15 protein-coding genes are annotated in these 18,709 nt (G+C 50.1%); 8 read left to right on the forward strand and 7 right to left on the reverse strand.

Features of this window, described 5'->3' with window-relative positions; translation table 11 throughout:
- Positions 1 to 3 precede the first annotated feature (3 nt).
- Positions 4 to 1,107 (forward strand): bifunctional L-1,2-propanediol dehydrogenase/glycerol dehydrogenase, encoded by a 1,104-nt coding sequence (gldA, locus tag WES_RS01095; protein ID WP_000373988.1) that lies wholly within the window; start codon positions 4 to 6, stop codon positions 1,105 to 1,107.
- Positions 1,108 to 1,381: 274 nt separating this feature from the next.
- Complete coding sequence (locus tag WES_RS01090; RefSeq protein ID WP_000647903.1) at positions 1,382 to 1,999, forward strand: DUF1287 domain-containing protein; 618 nt, start codon at positions 1,382 to 1,384, stop codon at positions 1,997 to 1,999.
- 26 nt (positions 2,000 to 2,025) lie between these two features.
- Here WES_RS01090 and yijE read toward each other — a convergent pair whose 3' ends face one another.
- The 5 genes from yijE to metB form a co-directional block, all read right to left on the reverse strand.
- Positions 2,026 to 2,931, reverse strand: coding sequence for a cystine transporter YijE (gene yijE / locus WES_RS01085; RefSeq protein WP_001143321.1), 906 nt, complete (start codon positions 2,929 to 2,931; stop codon positions 2,026 to 2,028).
- A 96-nt stretch (positions 2,932 to 3,027) separates the two neighbouring features.
- Positions 3,028 to 5,208, reverse strand: coding sequence for a catalase/peroxidase HPI (katG, locus tag WES_RS01080; protein ID WP_001296626.1), 2,181 nt, complete (start codon positions 5,206 to 5,208; stop codon positions 3,028 to 3,030).
- 328 nt (positions 5,209 to 5,536) lie between these two features.
- The gene (gene metF, locus WES_RS01075) at positions 5,537 to 6,427 is read right to left on the reverse strand and encodes a methylenetetrahydrofolate reductase (RefSeq protein ID WP_000007526.1); all 891 of its coding nucleotides are present in this window, start codon (positions 6,425 to 6,427) and stop codon (positions 5,537 to 5,539) included.
- A 307-nt stretch (positions 6,428 to 6,734) separates the two neighbouring features.
- The gene (gene metL / locus WES_RS01070) at positions 6,735 to 9,167 is read right to left on the reverse strand and encodes a bifunctional aspartate kinase/homoserine dehydrogenase II (RefSeq protein WP_000110772.1); all 2,433 of its coding nucleotides are present in this window, start codon (positions 9,165 to 9,167) and stop codon (positions 6,735 to 6,737) included.
- A gap of 2 nt (positions 9,168 to 9,169) precedes the next feature.
- Positions 9,170 to 10,330, reverse strand: coding sequence for a cystathionine gamma-synthase (metB, locus tag WES_RS01065; RefSeq protein WP_001295694.1), 1,161 nt, complete (start codon positions 10,328 to 10,330; stop codon positions 9,170 to 9,172).
- Positions 10,331 to 10,606: 276 nt separating this feature from the next.
- Between metB and metJ the strand changes: the two genes are divergently transcribed.
- Together metJ and WES_RS01055 are read left to right on the forward strand one after the other, a co-directional pair.
- The gene (gene metJ / locus WES_RS01060; protein ID WP_000852812.1) at positions 10,607 to 10,924 is read left to right on the forward strand and encodes a met regulon transcriptional regulator MetJ; all 318 of its coding nucleotides are present in this window, start codon (positions 10,607 to 10,609) and stop codon (positions 10,922 to 10,924) included.
- A gap of 196 nt (positions 10,925 to 11,120) precedes the next feature.
- Complete coding sequence (locus WES_RS01055; RefSeq protein WP_000797357.1) at positions 11,121 to 11,729, forward strand: YiiX family permuted papain-like enzyme; 609 nt, start codon at positions 11,121 to 11,123, stop codon at positions 11,727 to 11,729.
- A gap of 35 nt (positions 11,730 to 11,764) precedes the next feature.
- Here the strand turns inward: WES_RS01055 and pgtP are convergent, their stop codons facing one another.
- On the reverse strand, positions 11,765 to 13,150 hold the full coding sequence (pgtP, locus tag WES_RS01050; RefSeq protein ID WP_000949934.1) for a phosphoglycerate transporter PgtP: 1,386 nt from the start codon (positions 13,148 to 13,150) through the stop codon (positions 11,765 to 11,767).
- 373 nt (positions 13,151 to 13,523) lie between these two features.
- Here pgtP and WES_RS01045 point away from each other — a divergent pair, with 373 nt between their 5' ends.
- The 4 genes from WES_RS01045 (at position 13,524) to pgtA (ending at position 18,413) form a co-directional block, all read left to right on the forward strand.
- Positions 13,524 to 13,778, forward strand: a complete 255-nt coding sequence (locus WES_RS01045) for a hypothetical protein (RefSeq protein WP_235613310.1) — start codon at positions 13,524 to 13,526, stop codon at positions 13,776 to 13,778.
- A gap of 155 nt (positions 13,779 to 13,933) precedes the next feature.
- On the forward strand, positions 13,934 to 15,166 hold the full coding sequence (locus tag WES_RS01040; RefSeq protein ID WP_016158822.1) for an ABC transporter substrate-binding protein: 1,233 nt from the start codon (positions 13,934 to 13,936) through the stop codon (positions 15,164 to 15,166).
- Positions 15,163 to 17,130, forward strand: a complete 1,968-nt coding sequence (locus tag WES_RS01035) for an ATP-binding protein (RefSeq protein WP_016158823.1) — start codon at positions 15,163 to 15,165, stop codon at positions 17,128 to 17,130. Before WES_RS01040 ends, WES_RS01035 begins: the two co-directional genes overlap by 4 nt.
- A gap of 2 nt (positions 17,131 to 17,132) precedes the next feature.
- Positions 17,133 to 18,413: a two-component system response regulator PgtA gene (gene pgtA / locus WES_RS01030; protein WP_000132857.1), complete on the forward strand. Its 1,281-nt coding sequence runs from the start codon at positions 17,133 to 17,135 to the stop codon at positions 18,411 to 18,413.
- A 70-nt stretch (positions 18,414 to 18,483) separates the two neighbouring features.
- Here the strand turns inward: pgtA and rpmE are convergent, their stop codons facing one another.
- Positions 18,484 to 18,696: a 50S ribosomal protein L31 gene (gene rpmE, locus WES_RS01025; RefSeq protein ID WP_000710770.1), complete on the reverse strand. Its 213-nt coding sequence runs from the start codon at positions 18,694 to 18,696 to the stop codon at positions 18,484 to 18,486.
- Between the last annotated feature and the right edge of the window lie 13 nt (positions 18,697 to 18,709).

The raw sequence follows: 18,709 nt of genomic DNA on the forward strand, positions 1-18,709 counted from the left end.
ATTATGGACCGCATTATTCAATCACCGGGTAAATACATCCAGGGCGCAGATGTCATTAATCGTCTGGGCGAATACCTGAAGCCGCTGGCAGAACGCTGGTTAGTGGTGGGTGACAAATTTGTTTTAGGTTTTGCTCAATCCACTGTCGAGAAAAGCTTTAAAGATGCTGGACTGGTAGTAGAAATTGCGCCGTTTGGCGGTGAATGTTCGCAAAATGAGATCGACCGTCTGCGCGGCATTGCGGAAACCGCTCAGTGTGGCGCAATTCTCGGTATCGGCGGCGGCAAAACCCTCGATACCGCCAAAGCACTGGCGCACTTTATGGGTGTTCCGGTAGCAATCGCGCCGACCATAGCCTCTACCGACGCACCGTGTAGCGCACTGTCTGTTATCTACACTGATGATGGTGAGTTTGACCGCTATCTGCTGCTGCCGAACAACCCGGAACGCGTCATTGTCGACACCAAAATCGTTGCTGGCGCACCTGCACGCCTGTTAGCGGCGGGTATCGGTGATGCGCTGGCAACCTGGTTTGAAGCACGTGCCTGCTCTCGCAGTGGCGCGACCACCATGGCGGGCGGCAAGTGCACCCAGGCGGCGCTGGCGCTGGCTGAACTGTGCTACAACACCCTGCTGGAAGAAGGCGAAAAAGCGATGCTCGCCGCCGAACAGCATGTGGTAACTCCGGCGCTGGAGCGCGTGATTGAAGCGAACACCTATTTGAGCGGCGTGGGCTTTGAAAGCGGTGGTCTGGCTGCGGCACACGCTGTGCATAACGGCCTGACCGCTATCCCGGACGCGCATCACTATTATCACGGTGAAAAAGTGGCGTTTGGTACGCTGACACAGCTGGTGCTGGAAAACGCGCCGGTTGAGGAAATCGAAACCGTCGCGGCGCTGTGTCATGCCGTTGGTCTGCCAATTACCCTGGCGCAACTGGATATTAAAGAAGATATTCCGGCGAAAATGCGGATTGTCGCAGAAGCATCTTGTGCAGAAGGTGAAACTATTCACAACATGCCAGGCGGCGCAACGCCAGATCAGGTTTACGCCGCACTGCTGGTAGCCGACCAGTACGGTCAGCGTTTCCTGCAAGAGTGGGAATAACCTATACCAAACTCCCGGCTTGTCCGGGAGTTTGAACGCAAAATTGCCTGATGCGCTACGCTTATCAGGCCTACGCAATCTCTGCAATATATTGAATTTGCGTGCTTTTGCAGGCCGGGTAAGGCGTTCACGCCGCATCCGACACTCTGTGCCAGTAATCTGAAACTCCCACGTTGTTCGGGAGTTTTTTATCCGCTTCTGGACACTTTCTCCACAGAACAATCATTAGCCCAGAAGGTCGAATCTGTGACTCTTATTTTCACGGACGAACCAGATGAAAGCTTCACTGGCGCTGGTCAGCCTTCTGACAGCCTTTACCAGCCACTCCTTAAAATCTCCCGCTGTTCCACCAACCGTGGTACAAATTCAGGCCAACACCAACCTTGCCATCGCGGATGGCGCCCGACAGCAAATTGGCAGTACGCTGTTTTACGATCCGGCATATGTGCAGCTTACCTATCCTGGCGGCGATGTCCCGCAGGAGCGCGGCGTATGCTCCGATGTAGTGATCCGTGCCCTGCGCAGCCAGAAGGTCGATTTGCAGAAGCTGGTGCACGAAGATATGGCGAAGAATTTTGCCGATTATCCACAAAAGTGGCAGTTAAAACGCCCTGACAGCAACATCGATCACCGTCGGGTGCCGAACCTGGAAACCTGGTTTACCCGCCATGATAAAACACGCCCCACCAGCAAAAACGCCAGTGACTATCAAGCGGGCGATATTGTCTCCTGGCGATTAGATAACGGGCTGGCACATATCGGTGTGGTTTCAGATGGTTTTGCCCGCGACGGTACGCCGCTGGTGATTCATAACATCGGCGCAGGTGCGCAGGAAGAAGACGTGCTGTTTAGCTGGCGGATGGTGGGGCACTATCGTTATTTTGTTCAATAAGCGATCGCCCCACGTGAAGAAAAAATTCAGACCCTATTTACGCTGACGGCTTCTTTTTTCTTACGGCTCACCAGCGCCAGTGCCAGCACAATCAGCACAATACCGCTACCTTCAACCGCGCCGGGATTCTCACCGAGCAGCCACCAGGAAAAGAGTACCCCGCAAACGGGAACCGCCAGTGTGCTTAAGCTGGCGATACTGGCGGGTAAGTTTTTCAGCACGAACAACCATAAGCTCCAGGCCAGCGCCGTCGCCAGAATCGCACTGTATACCAGCGCCCAGAACACGGTGGGTTGCCAGTCAATTTCACGTTGCGGCACCAGTAAAGCGACCACACTCATCACCAGCGCCGCATAAAGCATCTGCCAGGACGTTAATGACAATAAATCCACGCGCGGATGGCGGGCATAAAGGCGTTTAGCAACAATCGCGCTCGCCCCCCAACTGACGCCGGAGAGGATTGCCAGGATGGCGCTTTTCATCGACGAGAAATCGAGTTGCCACGGCTGCAACACCAGCAATAAACCAACGGCAGCAATCAGAATCGCGAAATATTGCCCGCGTCGCAGTCGTTCACCGAGAAACAACGCCGCGAGAATCACCACCCAGAACGGCATGGTATAACTCAGGATAGCCACTTTTCCCGCACCGCCGCTGACCAGTGCCCATTGCGCCAGCCCTACCATCCCGCAGGTTTGTAACAGGGCAATGGCTAAAGTGTATTTAAACGGCGTCGGGCGCATCCCACGACCACGTAATAAAAGGACGATGAACAGAACGAGAGCGCCGAAAATGCAGCGTAAGGCGGTAAAGTCGAAGGCACCGATGTAGCTGGTAACTTGCTTCATGAAAATCCAGCTATAACTCCAGATAAGTGTGAGCACAACCAGGCCACTGATTGCCAGTGGGTTGCTCTTTCCCGTAGTAGGCATGAGAGATCCAGCGTGTAGTAGTTTTGTTAGCGACACTATACGCCGGTAAAGAAACTTCAGCGACTGCCTGAAAGGCAGTCGCTGAAGGAGGTCAGATTACAGCAGGTCGAAACGGTCGAGGTTCATTACTTTCACCCATGCCGCCACGAAGTCTTTAACAAACTTCTCGTGGGCATCGCTGCTGGCGTAAACTTCTGCCACCGCGCGCAGGACAGAGTTAGAACCAAATACCAGATCCGCACGGCTGGCAGTGTATTTCACTTCGCCGGTTTCACGGTCACGGCCTTCGAAAAGTTCTTTCGATTCGTCGGTCGCTTTCCACTCGTAACGCATATCCAGCAAGTTCACAAAGAAGTCATTGCTCAATACGCCCACGCGGTCAGTAAAGACGCCGTTTTTGCTACCATCAAAGTTGGCACCCAGTACGCGCATCCCACCCACCAGCGCAGTCATTTCCGGCGCGGTCAGCGTCAGTTGCTGTGCTTTATCAATCAGCAGTGACTCGGTGGTGGAAACGTCCAGACGAGCGCGATAGTTACGGAAACCGTCAGCAATTGGCTCCAGCAGCTCAAACATCTCAATGTCAGTCTGATCCTGACGCGCATCAACGCGCCCCGGCGCAAACGGTACATGAATGCTCAAACCTGCGGCGCTTGCGGCTTTCTCTACGCCAACCACACCAGCCAGCACGATGATATCCGCCAGCGAAGCTTTGCCAGACTCTTTCTGAATTTTCTCCAGAACTGGCAGAGCACGAACGGCTGCTGCGTTCACATCCCAGTCGCGCTGCGGCATTAATGCCAGACGTGCACCGTTGGCACCACCACGTTTGTCGCCACCACGGAAGGTAGAAGCAGACGCCCAGGCCACCGATACCAGCTCGCTGACAGACAGACCAGAATCCGCAATCGCGAATTTCAGATCGATAATGTCCTGCTCGGTCGGGTTGTAGATCGGCTGCGGCAGCGGATCTTGCCAGATCAGATCTTCTTTCGGCACTTCCGGTCCGATGTAGCGAGATTTCGGCCCCATATCCCTGTGCGTCAGTTTGAACCAGGCACGGGCAAAGGCTTCGTTGAACGCCTGCGGATCGTTGAGGAAACGACGAGAGATCTTCTCGAACTCAGGATCAAAACGCAGCGTCAGGTCGGTCACCAGCATCGTCGGTTTACGTTTCTTCGACGGATCAAACGGATCCGGGATAATTTCCGGTGCGTCTACCGCTTCGAACTGGATTGCGCCAGCCGGGCTGCGGGTCTGTACCCACTCATACTTGAACAGGTTCTCGAAGAAATAGTTGCTCCACTGGGTCGGCGTCTGGGTCCAGACTACTTCCAGACCAGAGGTAATGGCATCTGCGCCAACGCCGCTGCCGTAAGTGCTCGCCCAACCTAAACCTTGTTCTTCAATCGGTGCAGCTTCCGGGTCAGGGCCAACGTTAGATGTCGGACCGGCACCGTGGGTTTTACCCAGCGTGTGTCCACCCGCGATCAGCGCCACGGTTTCTTCGTCGTTCATCCCCATGTTGCCAAAGGTCGCGCGGATAGCCGCCGCCGCCGAAAGCGGTTCGCCGCTGTGATCCGGGCCTTCCGGGTTAACGTAAATCAGCCCCATCTCGGTTGCGCCCAGCGGTGCTTTCGCCAGTGCTTCCGGATGACGGTGGGTCAGCCAGGCTTTTTCATCACCCCAGTTAACGTCGAGATCCGGTTCCCAGACGTCTTCACGACCGGCACCAAAACCGAAGGTACGGAAGCCGGAATTTTCCAGCGCCACGTTACCCGCGAGGATAAACAGGTCTGCCCAGGAGATTTTCTGACCATATTTCTGTTTGATTGGCCACAACAGGCGACGCGCTTTATCGAGGCTAACGTTATCCGGCCAGGAGTTCAGCGGTGCAAAACGTTGCTGACCACGACCTGCGCCGCCGCGTCCGTCGATGGAACGGTAAGTCCCCGCGCCGTGCCAGGCCATACGAATAAATAAGCCCGCATAGCTGCCCCAGTCGGCAGGCCACCACGGCTGAGATTCTGTCAGCAGGGCTTTCAGATCTTTTTTCAGGCCGTAGTAATCTAATTTGCTGAATTCTTTGCGGTAGTCAAAGTCCTCACCCAGTGGGTTAGAACGATTAGAATGTTGGTTTAACAGGTCAACACGGAGTTGATTTGGCCACCAGTCGCGAGTGGTTGTGCCCCCACCTGCGCTCTGGTCATGACCGCCCTGATGGAACGGGCATTTGCCGGTGGCTGTCGTGTTATGGATATCGTCTGACGTGCTCATCAATGTGCTCCCCTCTACAGTGTTACCGTTACGATACACAGCGTTAGAGAGAAGTTATAATTGAATTAATCCACGGATGCGATAGTTGAGATCTTACATATTGTTGGTTAAAGAGATGTAGATCAAATTGATCGTAATTAAGCCTTTTTGATTATGTCCGATTTAGGACAAATACTTTATAAAAAAGGGTTTTAGCTTCGCATACTTCAAGGGAGGAGGGAGAAAACAAGGCTGACTACCTTATTTTCCCTCTCTCATTTCGAGGCAGCATTTTGTGCTCTGTTTAAAATTTGTGATCACTGTGTGATTTTCACAAAAGCCACAATATTTATAAACCAGGTCGAACACCCAGCGTATGACAAATCGCGTAACTCATTTCAGCGCGGTTAAGCGTATAGAAGTGGAAATCTTTAACCCCTTCCCGGCTTAAAATCTTCACCATGTCCATGGCAATATTCGCACCCACCAGCTTGCGGGTTTCGGCATCGTCATCCAGACCGTCAAACATTTGCGCCATCCACGCCGGAATACGCACGTTAGTCATGTCGGCAAATTTCTTCGCCTGTTTAAAGTTAGAGACCGGCAAAATGCCCGGAATAATTTCCACATCGATACCCGCCGAGACGCAGCGATCGCGAAAACGCAGGTAGCTTTCGACATCGAAGAAGAACTGAGTAATCGCACGGTTGGCACCGGCATCGACTTTACGTCTCAGGTTAAGCAAATCTGCCTGGGCACTTTTCGCTTCCGGGTGAACTTCCGGATACGCCGCCACGGAGATATCGAAATCAGCGACTTCTTTTAACAGCGTCACCAGGTCAGAGGCATACATTTCCGGCTTACCGCTTCCCGGCGGCAGGTCGCCACGCAGCGCCACAATATGGCGAATGCCGTTATTCCAGTAGTCACGAGCGATGGTGCGCAGCTCATCGGGAGTCGCATCAATGCAGGTGAGATGCGGCGCAGCTTCGAGACCAGTGCGATCTTTAATGCCTTTAATAATGCTGTGTGTACGGTCGCGCTCGCCAGAGTTCGCGCCATAGGTCACCGATACAAACTTCGGTTTCAGGCTGCTAAGGCGATCAATGGAGTTCCACAGGGTCTGCTCCATTTCACTGGTACGCGGCGGGAAAAACTCGAACGAAACGTTAATCTGTCCCTGGACTTCTGCCAGGCTCTGATTCAGGGCATCCCGCTGGCTGGCGTGAAAAAAGCTCATACCTTACCTCATCAATCGCTTATCGTTATATGTTGTGTTGTGAACATCTATCCATTTAGACGTCCAGATGTAAAGATGAAGGAAAAGCCGAAGGGCGTCAACCGAAAAATGACCAATGATGGTGAGGAAAAATCAGGGAAGATGAAAAAGATTCAGGATGGGAATTACAAGAAACCTGGCAGACGGATTTATTGTTTCTTGCCGGATGCAGCGTGAACGCCTTATCCGGCTTACAACGCAAGGATAATTAGGTAAATTATGTTAAGCCCAATAAGCATGTGCATTATGCCTTATTGGGCTCCTGAAATTACAACAACTGCGCCAGCCGATTAATATCCGACTGAATCGCCCCAGCGGTGACATCGCGCCCTGCGCCTGGCCCACGGATCACCAGCGGGTTATCGCGATACCAGCGGCTTTCGATGGCAAAGACGTTATCGCACGGTAGCAGTGATGCCAGCGGATGATCTTCACGCACCGCTTCCACGCCCACACGCGCTTTGCCGTTGGCATCGAAACGCGCCACGTAGCGCAGCACCAGCCCCATTTCGCGGGCAGCTTCCAGCCGTTGTACCATCTGCTCGTTCAGCTCATCGCCATTTTCAAAGAAATGGTCGATGCTGCCGCCTTCGCAATGGGCAGGCACCAGCGATTCCACACGCACTTGATCCGGTTCGATGTTGTAACCCGCTTCACGCGCCAGAATCACCAGTTTGCGCATCACGTCTTTGCCGGAAAGGTCATCACGCGGGTCAGGCTCGGTTAAGCCCTGCTGCCACGCCTGATCCACCAGCTCGGTAAACGGCACGCTACCGTCGAATTGCAGGAACAGCCAGGAGAGCGTGCCGGAGAAGATCCCGCTGATCGATAAAATGGTATCGCCGCTGTCGATCAGATCGCGCACGGTATGGTTGATCGGCAAGCCTGCGCCGACGGTGGCGTTATACAGCCAGTGACGCCCGGTTTTTTCGAACGCGTCGTGGATCTGGCGATATTTATTGCTGTCGCTCGCTCCCGCCAGTTTGTTGGCGCTGATAACGTGGAAACCGTGGCTGGCGAAATCGAGATATTGATCGGCAAGCTGCTGGCTAGCGGTCACGTCCAGCACCACTAAATCATCATACGGATGGGCGCGCATCCACAGGAACAGCGACTCTTCATCCTGCTCGACCGCTTCATCGTTGAAGAAGGCTAACGCGCGGCTGGCGTCCAGCCCGTCATAACTCAACAGGCTGCGGCGGCTGTCCACCACGCCTGCCAGCACAAATTCAAATCCGGTACGCGCCGAAAGCGTACTCTGCTCACGAGCGAACAGTTCCAGCCAGCGGGAACCGATATTGCCCTTGCCGAACAGGACCAGGCCAATGCGTTTTTCCGCGCGGAAGACGGACTGATGCAGCCCCTGGATCAGGCTTTCGGTCGGGCCAGTGCGCAATACTGCCACCAGGCTGATACCGTCATCGGACTGCCAGGTAAATTCGACCGGCTGGCCTTTCAGTTGCTGCCAGAAGCGGTGGCAATGCAGCGGGTTACGGGTGACGCCCGCCCCGACCATCGCCACCAGCGCCAGCCCCTGACGCAAGCGCAGCTCGCCAGGTAATCCCGCTTCGTCGAGAATTTTCAGGGCACTGTCCGCCACTTCCGAGGTGTAGCAAAATTGCAGCAACTGGCGATCGTTATGCACGCCAACCGCCAGTGGACGCACCTGCGCGCGTTTCAGGATCTGGTCGATTTCTTTATGCGCCAGTTTGAAGTCCTGGCTGGCGGGCACCTGAAACTCAATCAAACAGACATCATCGTGACTGGTGACAATACGCGCTCCTGTACCGGAAGCCAGCACGCGTTCAATGCGTGTAGAGCCTTGATCCGGCGTGTAGCTACAGCGCAGTTGCAGGTCGATTTCACTACCGGATACAGGCTGTAAAGTACGGGCGTGGAGGACAGGTGCCGCCAGACGAGCCAGCTCGCTGGCCTCATCAAGACGCAGCAACGGCAGCAGGCAGGCATCTTTCACTTTACGCGGATCGGCGCTGTATACCCCGGCAACGTCGCTCCAGATAGTTACGCGGGAAACGCCTGCCAGCGCACCGATTTGGGTGGCGGAATAGTCGGAACCGTTACGCCCCAGCAGCACCGTTTCACCGGCGTTGTTACGGCTGATAAACCCGGTCACTACCAGACGTTTGCCTGGATGCTGCACCAGCAGTTGTTGCAGCAACGGGTACGAAAGGCCTTCATCAACCTGCGGTTGCGCAGCGCGTTCAGCACGTAAAAACTCGCGGGCATCAAGCCAGGCAGCAGGCAGTCCTTGTTGGTTAAGCACCGCAGACATCAGGCGCGCCGACCACACTTCGCCGTGACCCACCACTTCCGCATACACCGCGTCGTTAATACCGCTGTCGAGCAGCGCCGCCAGGCGTTCAAGATCGCTGACAAAGGCGCTAATGAGGCTATCGGCTTCTTCGGCAGGTAACAGGCCGCTAATCAGATCGCATTGATAACGACGTAGCGTTTGTTGAACCTGATGCGCAGAGAGACGATCGGTCTGGCTTAGTTTCAACCAGTTAATCAACTGGTTAGTGGTGCTACCGGCGGCGGAAACCACCATCATATCGTCAGGCTGAGAGTACTCCGCCATAATGCCCGCGACACGCAAATAACACTTCACATCAGCCAGACTACTGCCACCAAATTTATGCAGCTGACGACCTTTCGCCCCTGCCTGCGCAATCACACTCATTTTTACCCCTTGTTTGCAGCCCGGAAGCCATTTTCCAGGTCGGCAATTAAATCTTCGCCATCTTCAATACCGGTGGAGATACGCAGCAGCGTCTCGGAGATCCCGGCGGCGGCACGCGCTTCTGGCGCCATGCCTGCATGTGTCATGGTTGCGGCGTGAGAGATTAAACTTTCCACTCCCCCTAATGATTCCGCCAGCGTAAACAACGACAGCCCGCCCAGGAAACGACGCAGCGTCTGCTCATCGCCATCCAGTTCAAAACTCAACATTGCGCCAAAGCCTTTTTGCTGGCGCGCGGCAATTTCATGCCCCTGATTTTCCGGCAGCGATGGGTGATAAAGTTTTTTCACCAACGGCTGGGTTTGCAGATATTTCACAATCGCCTGCGCGTTGCGCTGAGCCAGCTCCATACGCGGCACCAGAGTACGCAGACCGCGCAGCAGCAGATAGCTGTCAAACGCGCCGCCCGTTACGCCAATATTGTTTGCCCACCAGGCCAGTTCGGTAACCACGTCTGGATCTTTAGCAATCACCACGCCCGCCACCACGTCAGAGTGACCGTTCAGATATTTCGTACATGAATGCAACACCAGATCGGCACCTAATGCCAGTGGATTTTGTAATGCCGGGCTTAAGAAGGTGTTATCCACCACGCTCACCGCCCCGACTTCCCTTGCCAGATGGCAGATTTTCGCAATATCCACGACGCGTAACAATGGATTACTTGGGCTTTCTACCAGCACCAGTTTAGGTTTTTCTGCCAGTGCCGCCCGTAATGCCTGCTCATCACCCTGATCAACAAACAACACGCGATAGCAACCGCGTTTTGCCAGGCTATCGAACAGGCGATAGCTGCCACCGTAGCAGTCGTGCGGCGCAACCAGCAGATCGCCGGGTTTCAAAAAGACGGTCGTGACCAGGTGAATAGCTGACATGCCGGTATTGGTTAGCACCGCACCTGCACCGCCTTCCAGTTCTGCCAGCGCACGCTGGACCACATCGCGCGTTGGGTTGCCGCGACGCGAGTAATCATGCGCGCGTGGTTCGTTAAATCCGGTAAAGTTATAGGTGCTGGAAAGATGGATAGGCGGGACAACGCAACCATACTGTTCGTCGTCATTTAACCCGCTACGCACTGCGATGGTGGCCTGTTTACGCGTCATGTGATGAAGTTTCCTGGGCTTTGTTGGTGAAATGTCAGGCACCAGAGTAAACATTGTGTTAATGGACGTCAATACATCTGGACATCTAAACTTCTTTGCGTATAGATTGAGCAAATCCGAAATTGCCGTTAAAATTATATGCATTATCACACTGGCAGGCGCATTACACGATGTCACGGTAGCGCCTGTGCGGTAAACTATGCGGGTTTATGACCAGTGCCCTTATAAACTGTGTGGTCTGGTCTCAATTTATTGACGAAGAGGATTAAGTATCTCATGGCTGAATGGAGCGGCGAATATATCAGCCCATACGCTGAGCACGGTAAGAAGAGTGAACAAGTCAAAAAGATTACGGTTTCCATTCCTCTTAAGGTGTTAAAAATCCTCACCGATGAACGCACGCGTCGTCAGGTGAACAACCTGCGTCACGCTACTAACAGCGAGCTGCTGTGCGAAGCGTTTCTGCATGCCTTTACCGGGCAACCTCTGCCGGATGATGCCGATCTGCGTAAAGAGCGCAGCGACGAAATCCCGGAAGCGGCAAAAGAGATCATGCGTGAGATGGGGATTAACCCGGAGACGTGGGAATACTAAAGCGGAAAAGAGCGGCGCGGAGAGTGGAATCGCCTGATGCGCTACGCTTATCAGGCCTACGTCATATTGCAATTTATTGAATTTGCACGAACTTGTAGGCCGGATAAGGCGTTCACGCCGCATCCGGCATAAACAACGAGCACGTTGTCAGCGGCTCTGCTCTAACCCACCGCTTTTTATACATGGACGTTTAACTATGAAAAACAGGCTACTGCTCCCCGGCCTGCTGGTTTCTGTGCCTGCCCTTGCCTGGCAACCGCAAACCGGCGACATCATCTTTCAAATTTCTCACTCATCGCAAAGTAAAGCAATCCAACTGGCGACCCATTCCGATTACAGCCACACCGGTATGCTGGTTATACGCAATAAAAAACCCTACGTCTTTGAAGCGGTCGGCCCGGTGAAATACACCCCGCTCAAGCAGTGGATCGCCCACGGTGAAGATAGCAAATATATTGTTCGCCGCGTTGAAGGTGGGTTAACAACCGAACAACAGCAAAAACTGGCGCAAACGGCAAAACGTTATCTGGGTAAACCGTATGACTTCAGTTTTTCGTGGAGCGACGATCGCCAGTACTGTTCAGAAGTGGTGTGGAAGGTTTATCAGAACGCGCTGGGAATACGCGTGGGCGAGCAGCAAAAACTAAAAGAGTTCGATCTTAGTAACCCGCTGGTTCAGGCAAAGCTCAAAGAACGCTACGGCAAAAATATCCCGCTTGAAGAAACAGTAGTCTCACCGCAAGCCGTTTTCGATGCGCCGCAACTCACTACCGTTGCTAAAGAATGGTCGCTGTTTTCATGGTAATGGGCCAATCACATCATAACTGGCCCCCCTAAAACCTAACTTTTGCTGGTCTGAAGCTCTTGCGATAATTCAGCAACGTCATTTTGACGCTGTCGTTCCATGGCGATCGCGCCAAAGTGCGTTAACGTACAGAAAATAATGCAGCAGATAACACCAGCAAGCAGAAGATAAAAACCGCCATCCCAACCAACCTGATCGACCATAACACCAAACAGACTTGTTCCAAGCGTTGCGCCAAGAATATAGCTCATAAAACCACGCAAACCGACTGCAGAACCCACGGCAAAACTGGGGACAATTTCCATTGTCTGAACAGAAGCCAGGAACTGCGGAACATAAATAAGGCAGCCTACGCAGGCAGCAAAAATGGTAATAGAGAGCAGAGAGTCACTTTTCCAGTAGCCCAGCAGGCAGAAGAAAATCAATACCATACTGATAATAGCGGGTGGCATACGGCGACCATGAAATAATTTATCACTCAACCAGCCAGCAAATAACGTAGTTGGAATCGCCGCCCATTCGAAGATTAAAAATGCCGTGCTCATTTCAGTCTTCGTAAAATGTTTCACACTTAACAGGTAAATAGGCAACCAACTGATAATTCCGAAACGCACCATATAGACAAAAACATCAACGAAAGAGACGAACCATGCATTCTTGTTTTTTAGCACATAGGTACAAAAAATTTGCCAGGCAGTCATATCTTCCGGCGCACGCTCATCTTTTGCTTTAATGCTGACGTCGTCCGGGACGATTTCGCTTAATGGCGGCAAACCTTCACTTACGGGCGAACCTTTACCTGACATGAGTACCACAATAGCAATAACAACAGAGACAATCGCTGGAACAACATATGTTGCTATTTTCCAGTGTTCAGTACCCAGCACAGCAAATGCACCACCAACAATCGGAGCAACAATACCGCCCCCAACATTGTGCGAAATATTCCAGACCGCACCGACGATGCCCCGTTCTTTACGAGGGAACCAGTTGGCTATTGTAATAAACGAAGGACCAACCCCCATCCCTTGAAAGAGACCATTTAAAATAACAAGTCCCGCAAACATCCAGAAAGCAAAACTAAAACCAAGCGCCACGTTAACGAGAGCACAAAGAACCAACCCCACAGCCATATAAACTTTAGGGTTCGCTTTATCTGCCAGACTACTCATTACCCCTTTACTAATACCATAGGCGATCAGCATACAACTGCTAAGTAGACCTATTTGAGTCGCAGACAGATTAAGATCTTGCTTTAAATAAGGTGTGGAGAGAACAAAGTTATTCCTGACAATATAATACGAAAGATAACCGATAAACACGCTAAATAGCGCCTGCATACGATAACGATTATAGGTATTCTTTATTTCACTTTCAGGAACCTTATGTGTTGCCACTTTAGGTTTCAATAGAGAAAGCATATATCACCTTCCAGTTCATAGAGTTATTTAAAACAGCAATACCAGTTGCTACTCTCTGATGAGTATTGCAAAAGCCCTTGCTTCATTGGTTTTGAAGATAGTGAAGCAAGTGAGTTTAAGTTACAATACAGGGCATATGAGTCAAAACTGACTCAAAAATACAGATGTCATGTTCCATTTCTTTCCCATTTTTATATCTCAAAATAGAACGAAGCCATTATTCCGGCATTAACGGGTTACAACAGCCCCAATAAAAAAATAATTACTTTTATTAATTTTTTCAGTTTTTGAGGTCAGTCACATATTTTGTATCCATATACGTGATCATTGAAGAGGCTCGATTTTACCCTGTTGGAGGATCATGCTACACAACATGAAAATTTCCATCACCGTTCAACAACAGGCAGGGCTTAAACATTTTCATGTTAACCCTCGTGACAAGTACATTTGCGCTCGAATTAAAGCCATTCTTCCGACTTCTGAAGGCTGGCGCAAAGAAACAATAGAATCCGGTCAGGGCCTGAATCCGATAGCACAAATGTCGAAATTAATTACCGGGAATAGCCGTAACAATCGCTATTTCCGTAAGATACACATGTTCAGAGGTGCAATATTGATCTTTTTTTGATAACCGCTTCCAGATATAGTGACGCTAGTTACATCTGAATTAATGAAATTTCCGATACTGACATCAGCGTCTTACAGTCATTGTGTATATTAGCTAACGGATAATGATATGAATTACAGCGTAAGAGTTTTTCTCTCGTTAATGGGATTTTTGACATGATTCGTATTATACAGCGAGCATTAATCTGTTGGGTTTTATGCGTCAATGTCACCTCAGCGCAAGAGCTGGTGATTGCTACAACGCTTTCTTCGGAAGCGACGGAGCACATTATCAGTCAATGGCAAAAACAACCACTGGCAACCAAAATCCGAACGCTTAACCGAACCAGTGCATCCATTGAGCGCCTGCTAGAAAATCCATTGGGTGAAAATATTGATCTGGTACTGAGTTCATCTCCCATGTTGCTACAGCGGTTGCAAAGTAAAAATCTGCTCCAGCCATTTAATAATCAAATAGAAACAAGCAGAAAGTTAGTACCCGAATCTATTCGTTCAACCACCGTTGCGGTTGCAGTATCGGGCTATGGCATCCTGATCAATGTGGCGCATCTGGAAGATAAAAATGAACCAGTACCGACTTCATGGAAGGAATTGAGCAGGTCACGTTATCAAGGAACACTATTAATGAGCAGCCCTTCACGTTCAGATACCACACATCTGATGATTGAAGATCTCCTGCAACAACAAGGATGGAGTAATGGTTGGGGTACTCTACTGAAAATAGGCGGCAATCTCGCTACCATTTCATCACGCAGCTTTGGCGTAGCAAATAAGATCAGTACAGGGCTGGGAGACGCTGGTCCAGTCATCGACAATTACGCTAACGTACTGCTTAATAATTCAACTTTACGTTTCAGTTATTTCCCCAACTCTCGCGCAGCACCAATGTTTATTGCCATCGCAAACGGTAGTAAACATCCACAGGAGGCGGGGCGTTTTATTAATTTTTTGTTGAGCCAGGAAGGACAACAGGCATTAAGCGATTCTGATTCAGGAAAGTATCCGGTATATCCGCTACCCTCCGGTACTCCACTCGCGGATCAACAACTGCGATTATTTGCCTCCCCTTCCCTTGATTATCCGTTGATTATGCAGCGTCAAAAGCTTGTGCAACTGTTATTTGATAATGCGATTACTTTTCGCCTTACCGAGCTTCAAAACAGTTGGAAATCATTATATGCCGCAGAACATCGGCTTAAACGTAAATTGCCAGATGTGCGCGCATTATTAACAGCGGTTCCTGTTACCCCGGAGCAGTCCGTTAATTCCATGTACCTGCAGCAATTCGAACTGCAATCAGGCTTTCGTGAAGCTCAGCTCATGGCATGGCAGCAGTTTTTCCTGCATCAGCAGCAATTGGTGAACACACAACTTGAGTCGTTAAAGTGAAACAACTACATACTATAGGGACGAGCTTACGGCTCGCCTTTGTTTTTAGCGCCGTTCTTACGCTATTCGTTAGCGTAGTCAGCCTCTATTCCTGGTATGAACAAAATTCTCAGGTTCGCTACGCGCTTGATGATTATTTCCCGAGGATTCAGGCTTCATTTCTTTTTGAAGAAAACCTCACCGCATTGGTAAACGAATTTAATGAGCTACAACAGACAACCAATACCGCTAGTCGTCTTCAGGTAAGGGAGCAGATTGAACAACGGCTACAAAAAATTAAGGCTATTAACCCTCATCTTGATTCAGTACATCAACGTGCGCTTAACCAACAGGTCGCCAGTAGTGCCAGACTGCTTAACAAGCTCGATAACGCATTGAACAACAACAATCAGGAAAAAGGGAAACTCGACGTTATATCCTCAAGAGTTAACTGGCTGCATGATGACTTTAATAATGAACTCAACTCACTTACTCAGGATTTAAGTTGGCAACAATCGTCGTTGCTAAATCAACTCAGCCAACGAAAAGATCTACCCGAAAAACAGAGTTTGCAAAATGCTCAGCAAACCATTCAAAAAGAATTGCAGCTCGTTTTCGAACTTTCACATATAGAAACCCAAATCGTCAGTACGCTAAAGGAGATGCTTAACACGCATAGCGGAGATATAGACGCGTTAAAACAACATATTCAGTATTTGAATTTTTTGAAACACAGCATTGACGAAAATGTGCGGTCGTTATCTTCTTATTCCAGTACCATCACATTACACCAGACAGTTTATTCCTTGTGGGAGTTGGGTACACAGCAAAATTATCTACCCGGAACCCTGGCCGCCTGGCAACAAGCTCAACAAACACTCATGAGTACTATCGGGGATAAAGAGCGTGTATTTACGCAAATACGCGCTCAATTAGAAACGCAATTAGGTAATAGCCATCAACAATTGCAAACATTCAATCTCCGATTGGAAAAAATAATGCAAATCAGCGGGCTATTGATTTTGGCGGCTATGGTTACCGCCTTACTGTTCGTCATTCTGGTAAATTACCTCTACATTCGTCCCAGAATGATCCGCCGATTTCAGTTACTGAATGATGCCGTTGTCAAGTTAAGCAATGGTGAACTCGATGCTGATATCCCGGTCTCCGGCAACGATGAACTTGGGAGAATTGCCAACCTGCTCCGCCAGACTATTGAGAAAATTAATCAACAGCAACGTCAACTGGGACAGGAAATATGCGAGCGTATTGCGACAGAAAAAAACCTTCGTACAACACAAAGTGAATTGATCCAAACTGCAAAACTGGCCGTGGTTGGGCAGACAATGACAACACTGGCACATGAAATTAATCAACCACTTAATGCATTATCTATGTATCTTTTCAGCGCCAACCGCGCGCTGGAACAACAAGACGTTGGTTTGGTGAAAAATTATATTGTCACAATGCGATCGTTGGTCGAGCGCATGGATAACATCGTTAAAAGATTGCGCAACTTTGCCCGCCGTCGAGATAGTGAACTGGCTGGCGGTGCAATCAATTTACAGCAGGTAATTTATTCATCCTGGGAACTTCTGGCGTTGAAACATCGACCACTGAAGGCCTCTCTTCACTACCCTGATAATTTCCCTGCCGTTTATGGCGATGATGTTTTGATTCAACAAGTTTTAGTTAATTTGTTTACGAATGCCCTGGAAGCCACTCTGGAGCAATCACCCACAATAACCATCAGCTTTGAAGAAGAAGCCTCCACTGTAACGCTATATATTGCAGATAATGGAAAAGGCTGGCCAGTGCATCTGGCTGATCGACTATTAACGCCTTTTACCACGGACAAAGCTGTAGGCTTGGGTATTGGCCTTTCGATTAGTCATTCTATTATGCGCCAGTGCCAGGGAGAGTTATATATCGCGTCAACTCTCGACCGCCATGCGCTGGTTATTCTACGTTTCAGGAAACTTTAAGCATGACAGACACCACCCCAACAATTCTGTTAATTGATGACGACAATGATGTTCTGCAAGCCTACAGCACTCTCTTACAACAAGAGGGTTATGTCGTATGTACCTGTAGCAACCCTTCTGAGGCTCTACAATTACTGCAAAACACGTGGGAAGGCATCGTGGTGTGCGACGTTTGTATGCCGGATATTTCAGGCATTACGCTACTGGAAAAAATAATGCTGATTGACCCTAATCTTCCCATTCTGATGATCACCGGGCATGGCGATGTTCCCATGGCAGTTGAAGCAGTAAAAAAGGGAGCGTGGGATTTCCTGCAAAAGCCGATCAATCCGGAACAATTTCTCTCACTTATCGAAAAAGCACTGGCTGAACGTGAGGCTTATCTGGAACAAAAAAAATGGCGACACGCTCAGTTTAATCGGCACTTAATCGGTAACAGTGGTTGGATTCGCCAGACACGTCAACAGCTTGAAACGCTGGCAGAAACCGATCTTCCCGTCTGCTTTTACGGCGAACCTGGCACAGGAAGAACATTAGCCGCCCACTATCTTCATCAATTTAGTTCTCGCAAGGAAAGGCCTTTAATTGAACGCACACTCAGCGCCAATAGCCCGCAGCCCCTGGAAGAATGGGTGAAAGAAGCAAAAGGTGGCACGCTGTTATTAAAAGAACTTGAGCATTTAACGCCAGAAAATCAGCGCGCCTTGATCCAATACCAGGAAAGACCCCAGGATCGGTCATTTCGTCTGATTGTTGTTAATCAAAGCCCTCTGGCTGAACTGGCTGCCGCACAAAAAATTATTCCTGCATTGTATTTTCTTTTTTCACTCACCCACATTGAATGCCCACCACTCAGCCAGCGACCGGGGGATATTGAACCTATTTTTCACCATTATCTGACCCTCACCTGTAAACGATTAAATCGCCAGCAGCCGCTGTTGGGAAAAGCTTTTTATAAGCGACTGATGGCGCGTACCTGGCCTGGTAATATTATTGAATTGGTGAATGCGGCAGAACTGGTGGCAGTCGGCGTTTTAATGCTGGACGATTCGGTCAGTTTGCAGATGATGGAGACGGATCCAGCACCGCTGGATGAACTCGTAGAATCTTATGAAAGACAAATAATTATTGATGCACTCAACTTCCATCAGGGGCGTATCAACGACGTTGCCGATTACTTTCAGATACCCAGAAAAAAGCTGTATTTGCGCATGAAAAAATACGGTATTGATAAAATGGATTTTCGCTATGAGAAGAAAGATAAAAAGACACAAACTCAATGAGTTATGTTGCTAATGTAGGTTTTCAGGCACAAAAAAAGCGCCGTGCGGCGCTTTTTTCGGAAATCCGGTCTTATTTGCTGCCCGGGATGCTGAAACGCTTGTTGAAGCGGTCAACACGGCCACCGGTAGCAACATCACGCTGTTTGCCAGTGAAGAACGGGTGGCACTTGCTGCACACGTCGAGGTTCAGGTCATGACCAACGGTGGAGCGGATTTTCATTACGTTACCGCAAGAGCAGCTAGCAGTAATTTCTTCGTATTTCGGGTGAATATCTTTTTTCATGGGAAAACCTCGG

Origin of the sequence: Escherichia sp. KTE31, from assembly GCF_000407925.1 — a bacterium.
Lineage (GTDB): Bacteria > Pseudomonadota > Gammaproteobacteria > Enterobacterales > Enterobacteriaceae > Escherichia > Escherichia ruysiae.

Coding starts and splice junctions, on each gene's coding strand:
- metJ (WP_000852812.1), top strand. CDS start 10,607: ATGGCTGAATGGAGCGGCGAATATATCAGCCCATACGCTGAGCACGGT.
- rpmE (WP_000710770.1), bottom strand. CDS start 18,696: ATGAAAAAAGATATTCACCCGAAATACGAAGAAATTACTGCTAGCTGC.
- gldA (WP_000373988.1), top strand. CDS start 4: ATGGACCGCATTATTCAATCACCGGGTAAATACATCCAGGGCGCAGAT.
- pgtA (WP_000132857.1), top strand. CDS start 17,133: ATGACAGACACCACCCCAACAATTCTGTTAATTGATGACGACAATGAT.
- pgtP (WP_000949934.1), bottom strand. CDS start 13,150: ATGCTTTCTCTATTGAAACCTAAAGTGGCAACACATAAGGTTCCTGAA.
- metL (WP_000110772.1), bottom strand. CDS start 9,167: ATGAGTGTGATTGCGCAGGCAGGGGCGAAAGGTCGTCAGCTGCATAAA.
- WES_RS01090 (WP_000647903.1), top strand. CDS start 1,382: ATGAAAGCTTCACTGGCGCTGGTCAGCCTTCTGACAGCCTTTACCAGC.
- WES_RS01045 (WP_235613310.1), top strand. CDS start 13,524: ATGAAAATTTCCATCACCGTTCAACAACAGGCAGGGCTTAAACATTTT.
- katG (WP_001296626.1), bottom strand. CDS start 5,208: ATGAGCACGTCAGACGATATCCATAACACGACAGCCACCGGCAAATGC.
- metB (WP_001295694.1), bottom strand. CDS start 10,330: ATGACGCGTAAACAGGCCACCATCGCAGTGCGTAGCGGGTTAAATGAC.
- WES_RS01055 (WP_000797357.1), top strand. CDS start 11,121: ATGAAAAACAGGCTACTGCTCCCCGGCCTGCTGGTTTCTGTGCCTGCC.
- WES_RS01040 (WP_016158822.1), top strand. CDS start 13,934: ATGATTCGTATTATACAGCGAGCATTAATCTGTTGGGTTTTATGCGTC.
- yijE (WP_001143321.1), bottom strand. CDS start 2,931: ATGCCTACTACGGGAAAGAGCAACCCACTGGCAATCAGTGGCCTGGTT.
- metF (WP_000007526.1), bottom strand. CDS start 6,427: ATGAGCTTTTTTCACGCCAGCCAGCGGGATGCCCTGAATCAGAGCCTG.